At 28.5% G+C, this 7,789-nt stretch carries 6 protein-coding genes; 1 reads left to right on the forward strand and 5 read right to left on the reverse strand.

All coding sequences use genetic code 11. From position 1 onward, the window contains the following. Positions 1–177: 177 nt before the first annotated feature. Positions 178–1,773, reverse strand: a complete 1,596-nt coding sequence (locus B2694_RS00185; protein WP_346884041.1) for an ABC transporter substrate-binding protein — start codon at positions 1,771–1,773, stop codon at positions 178–180. 145 nt (positions 1,774–1,918) lie between these two features. On the opposite strand from B2694_RS00185, the gene B2694_RS00190 reads away from it, so the two are divergent. Further along, the gene (locus B2694_RS00190; protein WP_346884042.1) at positions 1,919–2,188 is read left to right on the forward strand and encodes a hypothetical protein; all 270 of its coding nucleotides are present in this window, start codon (positions 1,919–1,921) and stop codon (positions 2,186–2,188) included. Positions 2,189–2,328: 140 nt separating this feature from the next. Here the strand turns inward: B2694_RS00190 and ligA are convergent, their stop codons facing one another. The 4 genes from ligA to secG form a co-directional block, all read right to left on the reverse strand. Further along, positions 2,329–4,326 (reverse strand): NAD-dependent DNA ligase LigA, encoded by a 1,998-nt coding sequence (ligA, locus tag B2694_RS00195; protein WP_346884043.1) that lies wholly within the window; start codon positions 4,324–4,326, stop codon positions 2,329–2,331. Positions 4,327–4,464: 138 nt separating this feature from the next. Further along, the gene (gene pcrA / locus B2694_RS00200) at positions 4,465–6,726 is read right to left on the reverse strand and encodes a DNA helicase PcrA (RefSeq protein WP_346884044.1); all 2,262 of its coding nucleotides are present in this window, start codon (positions 6,724–6,726) and stop codon (positions 4,465–4,467) included. 276 nt (positions 6,727–7,002) lie between these two features. Next, positions 7,003–7,317: a YerC/YecD family TrpR-related protein gene (locus B2694_RS00205; RefSeq protein ID WP_346884045.1), complete on the reverse strand. Its 315-nt coding sequence runs from the start codon at positions 7,315–7,317 to the stop codon at positions 7,003–7,005. A 133-nt stretch (positions 7,318–7,450) separates the two neighbouring features. Next, positions 7,451–7,684 carry a preprotein translocase subunit SecG gene (gene secG / locus B2694_RS00210; RefSeq protein ID WP_035135246.1) on the reverse strand — a complete coding sequence of 78 codons (234 nt, stop codon included), beginning with the start codon at positions 7,682–7,684 and terminating at the stop codon, positions 7,451–7,453. Positions 7,685–7,789: the final 105 nt, after the last annotated feature.

The following is a 7,789-nucleotide window of genomic DNA, read 5'->3' on the forward strand; positions in this document are numbered from 1 at the left end:
CTTATTGGTTATATTTTGTTTTCGCATATTAAAATTATAACTAAAATGCAGGTTCTTTGGAGTCTGCATTTTTTATTTAAGTAAAAGATTATATTTTTAGAAATATTTTCAATAAAAAAACTGAAATCAAATTTTGATTTCAGTTTTTTTGATAGGACAATCACAAAAGAGAGTTATCTATTTTGCGAAAGCCCCTTTAACTTTTTCTAATCTTATATTTCCAGTGGTAGTTACATACACTTGATTTATACCTTCTTTAACACAAACAACATTGTTAATATTATATATAGGTATAGATATTAACTGATTTCTTAGTATTTTTTCACATTCCTCATAAATAATTTTTCTTTTTTCGTCATTCATTTCATATTTTGCAGAATTAATAAGATTGTAATATTCTTCATTTTCATATGAAATGAGATTATTATTAGAAATCTTATGGAAACTCTCAAAATACTCTCCAGGATTTCTATAGCTGAAATCAAACCTCTGCAATACTATATCATAATCTCCTTTATCAACAGCATTTTTCAATTCTTCTTTAGAATATTCTTTTAAAGCTATTTCTGAATCATTACATTCTTTAATATCAATACTTAAATCTTCAACAATTCTCCTATTCAAGTTATTTTTTTCAAAAATTACTCTTATTTCAGGATTTTCATTGATATTGACCTTGTTAAAGAATTCTTTAGCTTTTTCAGTATCTCCAAAAATCGAGAATACTTGTTCTGTTTCATCTGTTTTCATCACATAGGATGTAGCTGGAGTAAGTAATTCTTTGCATATAAGTTGAGAGTAGTATTCCTTTGATAAAAGTGAGTTTATAGCTATTCTAAAATTTATATCTCCACCAACAGTTGCTTTATCCGGGTTAAAACTTAAATAATATACAGCTGAACCATTAAAACTTCTCACCATTGAGTTTTGAGATAATCTTAAAAGTTCATTTATTGGAGCATCCATCATTATATCAATACCACCTGGAAAATAATCTGTATTGCTATCCGTTGACTTTTCAAAAATAGCTAAAGTATTTTCTTCGCTGTTTAAAAATGTAATTCTAATAGTTTCATCAGTAATTTTAGCTTTTTCATAATGCTTTTGATTTTTTTGTATGTAGATCCCATCATTCTTTACATCTTTAATTACAAAGGGCCCTGTATACCTTATTGAAGTAAAATTTTCTTTATACCTATCCAGGGTTCCGTAATCCCTAAGGTTAAATACTGGGTTAGCTATGATATTAATAAAATAAGGATTTTTATAATTTAGTCTAATAGCTATGGTACTATCATCTTTTACGTTTATTGCCACATTTGAAAAATCACCAATTCCTTCTCTAAACTCCTTAGCTCCATATATACAATCTAAACTACTAGCATATACATTATTTCTATCACTTAAAAAACCTTTAAAAAAACTCTTAATTGCCTCTGCAGTAATTTTTTCTCCTGTGCTATAATATATATCCTCTCTTAATATAAAAGTGTATTCTAAGCCATCTTCCGAGGTTATTATCTCCTTTGCAAGTGCTGGTACTATTTCTCCATTATTATCTTCTTTTACTAAACCTTCAAAAAGTGTTATTAGCAAATCCTTATCTCTTACAGTATTTTCTCTTGTTAACTGTAAATCTTCAGGATTTACATTCATATTGTAAGTTATATAATTCGCTTTACTATATTTTACAGAATTTAATTTATCTTTCTCAATAGATATTCCTGCTAAAATTATTATAATGCAAAGTACTGTAAATATTATTTTCTTCACCACAACACCTCCTATATTTAAAATTATTTACTCATTTATTTCAAAATAAACAATTCTGAGCAAGTTAACACAAAATTCTTCTTTTCCAATTGTAAACATGTGATATAATATTTATAATAATGTGTAAATAAATTGGAGGTATCTTATGGTTTACTTAGATATTATATTGAAAATATTAGGAATCTTATCTTTAATAACTTTTATGATAATAATCATTTGGGGATTTGTTGTTTTCAATTCTATATATAGCCAGCTGAGATATAGTAATTATATACTTGAAAAAATCTCACATATATTAAATATTTCATGTATAGATATGCAAGCTAAGGAAAAGGAACAACAAAAAAAATCTGAAATAATTGATGAAAACTCTAGTTCAGAGCTTTTAGATAGCACTTCTGACTCTCCTATGTAGAATAATAATTATTTAGTTATGGATGATACTCCTAATCAACAGAAAAATTTATATTGATTATATGTATAGTACAATACAAATTATTTACTATAGCGATTAGCCCCATGGATAAAAACTCCATGGGGCTAATGCTTTCTACTTTAAATCATTCCCTTAAATTCTTCTTCAGAAATCACTCTAATTCCCAATTCTATAGCTTTATTATACTTAGAACCTGGGTCTTCTCCAACTATAACAAAGTCTGTTTTTTTACTTACAGAACCTGCTACCTTTGCACCGAAACTTTCTAATTTATCTTTAATTTCATTTCTTGAAAATTCTTTTAAACTTCCTGTAACTACAATAGTTTTATCTTTAAAAGGATTTTCATCTATTTGCTGAACTTGTTCCTCCCTTGGAGTTACACCCAAATTTAATAGCTCATTTATGGTTTCTCTAGATTTATCTAATGAGAAGAATTCAACTATAGTTTTTGCAACTATATCTCCTATATCGGGAACTGATATTAATTCTTCAAAGGATGCTTTCTCAATATTTTTTAAAGTTTTAAATTTTTTTGATAGATCCTTAGCTGTCTTTTTACCCACATTAGGAATACCTAGTCCATATATAAATGAAGATAATTCACAGTCTTTACTATTCTCTAATGCTGTTAAAAGATTTGTAGCTTTCTTATCTCCAAACTTTTCTAATCCAACTAATTCCTCTTTTTTTATTCTATATAAATCTGCTATGGACTTTATTCCAAGTTTTTCAAATAACTGTTCAGCAGTTTTTTCACTAAATCCAGCTATATTCATAGCTTCTCTGCTAGCGTAGTGAACTATAGTTTTTACCATTTGAGGCTTACATGCCAAGGTGTTTTCACAAAACAAATGCACTCCATCTCTAAATAATTCTTCCCCACAACTAGGACATACCTGAGGCTCTTCAATAGAAATACTTCTTTCTAATGACTCCTCTACTACTCCCATTATTTCTGGAATTACATCATTAGATCTTCTAACAAATACTGTAGCACCAATTTTCACTCCCTTACGCTGAATATCATCTAAGTTATTCAAAGTAGCTCTTTTAACTGTTACACCACCTAATTCTACTGGTTCAAGAATTGCAGTAGGACTAACTCTTCCACTTCTACCTACATTCCATTCTACATCCAAAAGCTTAGTAGTTGTTTCTTCTGCTTCAAACTTATAAGCTATTGCCCACTTAGGAAACTTTATTGTATATCCCAATACCTCTCTAGTTTTTATATCATCAATTGCTATAACTACCCCATCTATGTCATAATTCAAGTTGTTTCTAATACTATTAATATATTCAACTTGTTTTTCTATCTCTTCAATATTAATGCATGTTTCCATATAATTATCCATAGGAAGTCCCATTTTTTTTATAAAATTCATCATTTCAGTATATGTATCAAAAGGATTTCCTTCATTATATCCAACATCATAGAAAAAAGCTGATAAATTTCTTCTGGCAGTCTCCTTTACATTTAAATTTCTAAGAGCTCCAGCTGCTCCATTCCTTAAGTTTTTTAATGGGATAGAAGCATTTTTATTATAGTTTTCAAAAGCTTCCTTTGTCATAATAGCTTCACCATGAACTTCGATTATACTGTGATTATCTATTATGAGTGGAATAGATTTTATAGTCTTTACTTGACTAGTAATGTCTTCTCCAATTTCTCCAGTCCCTCTAGAGGATCCAACTATTAAAATCCCCTCTTGGTTATAGGTCAAGTTTACAGAAAGTCCATCAAACTTTTTAGTAACAATATACTTAACACTTGGTAGTTTTTCTTCATGATTATTATTATAATCATTTATAGCTTTAATATTTCTATTATGCCAATTCTTAATTTGTTCTATGGATTGAGCCTTATCTAAACTCCAAAGAGGAGCTCTATGCTTATATTTTCTAAATTCATCTAAAACTATATCTCCTACTCTTAACGTTGGTGAATAAGGTAAAACCTCTTCAAGTTCACTTTCTAAAACCTTAAGTTCATCATATTTTTTATCATATTCTTTATCAGATATGATAGGATTATCTAGTACATAGTATTCATAGGAGTATTTATTTAACTCCTCTACTAACTTCAGCATTTTACTACGCTTATCATCACTCATTATAACGCTTCCTCCTATTAACTTAAAAATAGCTCTTATATATATTTAAAATTTAATTATAGGCTATGTTTTATTAACATCTAAAACATAGCCTATAATAAACTTATTCTGCTGTCTTCGTGACTTTCTTACACTATATTAAGCTAGTTCCAGACCTGCTTTATTAAGCATAAGCTTTTTAATTCCCATATTGTTAAAAGCTATAGTTACTATAGTTTCTCCATTGTCTGAGGATATAGATACTACAGTTCCCACTCCAAACTTACCATGTCTTACTTTTACACCTATAGTAAGTTCTTCTTTAGCTGCACATTTGTCAACTCCACATTCCATGCCACTAATTTCACTTGAAACCATAGGTTTCTTTGAATTATAAAAACCACTTCTAAAGGAGTGAGGATTAGTATTAACTTTATTATTTATTCTATTGTTAATATTATCAAAACTTCCTCTAGATTGAGTTCCTCCATCATCATTCAAATCACATTTTAATTCCTTAGGTATTTCACTTATGAAGTCTGATATAGGATATCCCACAGTTCTACCAAATACCATTCGCTGTTCTGCCGATGATATATATAGCATCTCTTCAGCTCTTGTAATGGCAACATAGCAAAGTCTTCTTGATTCTTCCATCTCATTAAAATTATTCAAAGAAGCCATGCCTGGAAATATTCCATTTTCCATTCCAACTAAGAAAACTACTGGAAATTCAAGTCCTTTTGAGCTATGAACAGTCATCATTACTACTGCATTATTCTCTTCATCTAAATTATCTATATCAGAAACTAAAGTTACCTTTTCTAAAAATGCACTTAAGGATTTATCTTCTGAAGAATTTTCAAAGACTACAGCATCAGATACAAGTTCCTTTAAGTTTTCTATTCTACTTTCATCCTCTGCACTACTAGAACCCTTAAGCATTTTCATGTATCCACTTCTATCTAAAATATCCTCAATTAGTTCAGGTACACTTATATTCTCTGCATCCACTATAAGAGTATTCATTAAACTCACAAATTTATTTATAGATGTTATAGCTCTTGCAGAAAGATTTGGTATAAATTCTGCATCTAAAAGCGCATCATACATGCATATATTATTTTCTGCTGCAAATTCCTGTACCTTAGCTATGGTTGTTTCTCCAATACTTCTTTTAGGCTCATTTATAATTCTTTTTAAACTTATATCATCAAGAGGATTATTTATCACTTTTAAGTAAGCCATAATATCCTTAATTTCTTTTCTTTCATAGAATCTGAGTCCCCCTACTATTTTATAGGTTATCTCATTCCTTCTAAAGGCTTCCTCAAATATACGCGATTGAGAGTTCATTCTATAAAGTATAGCAAAATCTTTTAAGCTTCTATTTTCTTCTCTTATCATTCTTTTAATTTGAGTTGCTACAAAGTTTCCTTCATCTATGTCGCTATAGGCTCTGTATACTTTTAGCTTTTCTCCAGATTCACTTTCAGTTCTTAATACTTTATCTTTTCTTTGCGCATTATTTGTTATAACCTTATTAGCAGCCTCTAATATGTTTGATTTAGACCTATAGTTTTGCTCCAACTTAATAACCTTTGCTCTTGGAAAATCCTTTTCAAAGTCCAATATATTATTTATATCTGCACCTCTCCATGCATAAATACATTGATCGTCATCTCCAACTACACATATATTTTCATTTTCATTAACTAAAAGCTTTATCAATTCATATTGACATTTATTAGTATCTTGATACTCATCTACAAGAATATATTTAAATTTTCTTCTATAAAACTCTCTAACCTCATCATTTTCTTTAAGCAGTTTAACAACTAAATAAATTAGATCATCAAAATCCAAAGAATTTGTAGTCTTTAATTTCTTCTCATAGGTTAGATAAACATCTGCTATCTTATTCATTCGAAAGTTTCCTTCATTTTCTTTTTTAAACTTCTTGGCAGATATTAATTTATTTTTAGCATCGGAAATTTTTGAGATAATTTCTCCATCAGTTATGTCTTTATCATTGATATTAAGTTCTTTCATGCACTGCTTTACTAGTGATTTAGCATCGTAACTATCATATATAGTAAAATTTTTATTGTATCCTAACTTATCAATTTCTCTTCTTAAAATTCTTACACAGCTAGAGTGAAAAGTTGAAACCCACATTGTATCAACTATATCTCCTACTAATGATTTAACTCTTTCCTTCATCTCTCCTGCTGCTTTATTTGTAAAAGTCAAAGCTAAAATCTGTGAGGGATATATATTTAAATCATTTATCATATGTGCCATTCTATAAGTAAGAACTCTAGTCTTTCCTGATCCTGCACCTGCTAAAATTAACAAGGGGCCTTCTACGGTAACAGCTGCTTCGTATTGCTCCTTGTTTAATAGCTTTTTTAAATCCATCTAATCACTCCTAAATTTATAGTTATCTAATGTAATTTATTAATCTTCTTTATACTATAATATAATACTATACTATGAATATTTAACCTATTCTTTATTATACCATATACTATGAATTTATAAACGACATATAAATAATTACTCAATATAGTTACTACACCATAACCTTATATTGTAATTATTTTAATTTCTAATAAGTTGATTAAATAGAAAAAGCCTTACTCTCTTAAAAGTAAGGCTTTTTCTTATAATTAATCTATGATTAATTATAACTTTCTATTTATCTTCATATTCATTCCAATCAACTCTTTCAAATACTACCTTATATCCATTATTTCCATAATTTAAAGAACGATTAACTCTACTTATTGTAGCAGTGCTAGCTCCAGTACTACTAGCGATATCTAAATAAGTTCTTCTTTCTTTAAGCATTCTTGCAACTTGAAGTCTTTGCTCCATAGCTTTTATTTCATTTATTGTACAAACATCTTCAAGGAACCTATATACTTCCTCTCTGGTTTTAAGAGATCTAATTGCATCAACAAGATAATCCATTTCTAAAGTTTCAAGTTTTGAAACATATCCACTCATTATTTTCTCCCCTATCACTAAAAAATTCATCTATATACATTATAAAGTTATCATATTAAAGTGTAAACATTTAATCTTTAATATAATTTTATCAGACATTAAATACAAAAGCTATCCCATGGATAGCTTTTAGTTAAAGTATAAATATGTTTATTCCTATAATTGACCCTGCAAAAACAACTGCTGATACTATAGTAAGTTTAGTTAAGAATGATTCCTTTGTTTTAGTTTTATTTTTGCTATAAAAAGTTTCTGAACTTCCAGCTACTAAGCCACCTAAGCCTGATGATTTACTTTCTTGAAGAGATATTGCCAATATAACTGTTAATGCGGAAATAATTATTACAACCTTTAATGCTGTTATCATTATTATGCCCCCTTAATTCTTTATCCTTATACATGTAATATATTTTATCACAGTAAAAATATTTTTACAATGGAAACAGTAATAAATCAGAGCTTTAGCATGAAA

The sequence above is a fragment of the Clostridium sp. UBA4395 genome, from assembly GCF_002390995.1.
Classification (GTDB): domain Bacteria; phylum Bacillota; class Clostridia; order Clostridiales; family Clostridiaceae; genus Clostridium_J; species Clostridium_J sulfidigenes.

Bases quoted from the DNA above. Each gene is read 5' to 3' on its own strand.
- secG (WP_035135246.1), bottom strand. From the start codon at position 7,684: ATGATAACAGCATTAAAGGTTGTAATAATTATTTCCGCATTAACAGTT.
- B2694_RS00205 (WP_346884045.1), bottom strand. From the start codon at position 7,317: ATGAGTGGATATGTTTCAAAACTTGAAACTTTAGAAATGGATTATCTT.
- ligA (WP_346884043.1), bottom strand. From the start codon at position 4,326: ATGAGTGATGATAAGCGTAGTAAAATGCTGAAGTTAGTAGAGGAGTTA.
- B2694_RS00190 (WP_346884042.1), top strand. From the start codon at position 1,919: ATGGTTTACTTAGATATTATATTGAAAATATTAGGAATCTTATCTTTA.
- pcrA (WP_346884044.1), bottom strand. From the start codon at position 6,726: ATGGATTTAAAAAAGCTATTAAACAAGGAGCAATACGAAGCAGCTGTT.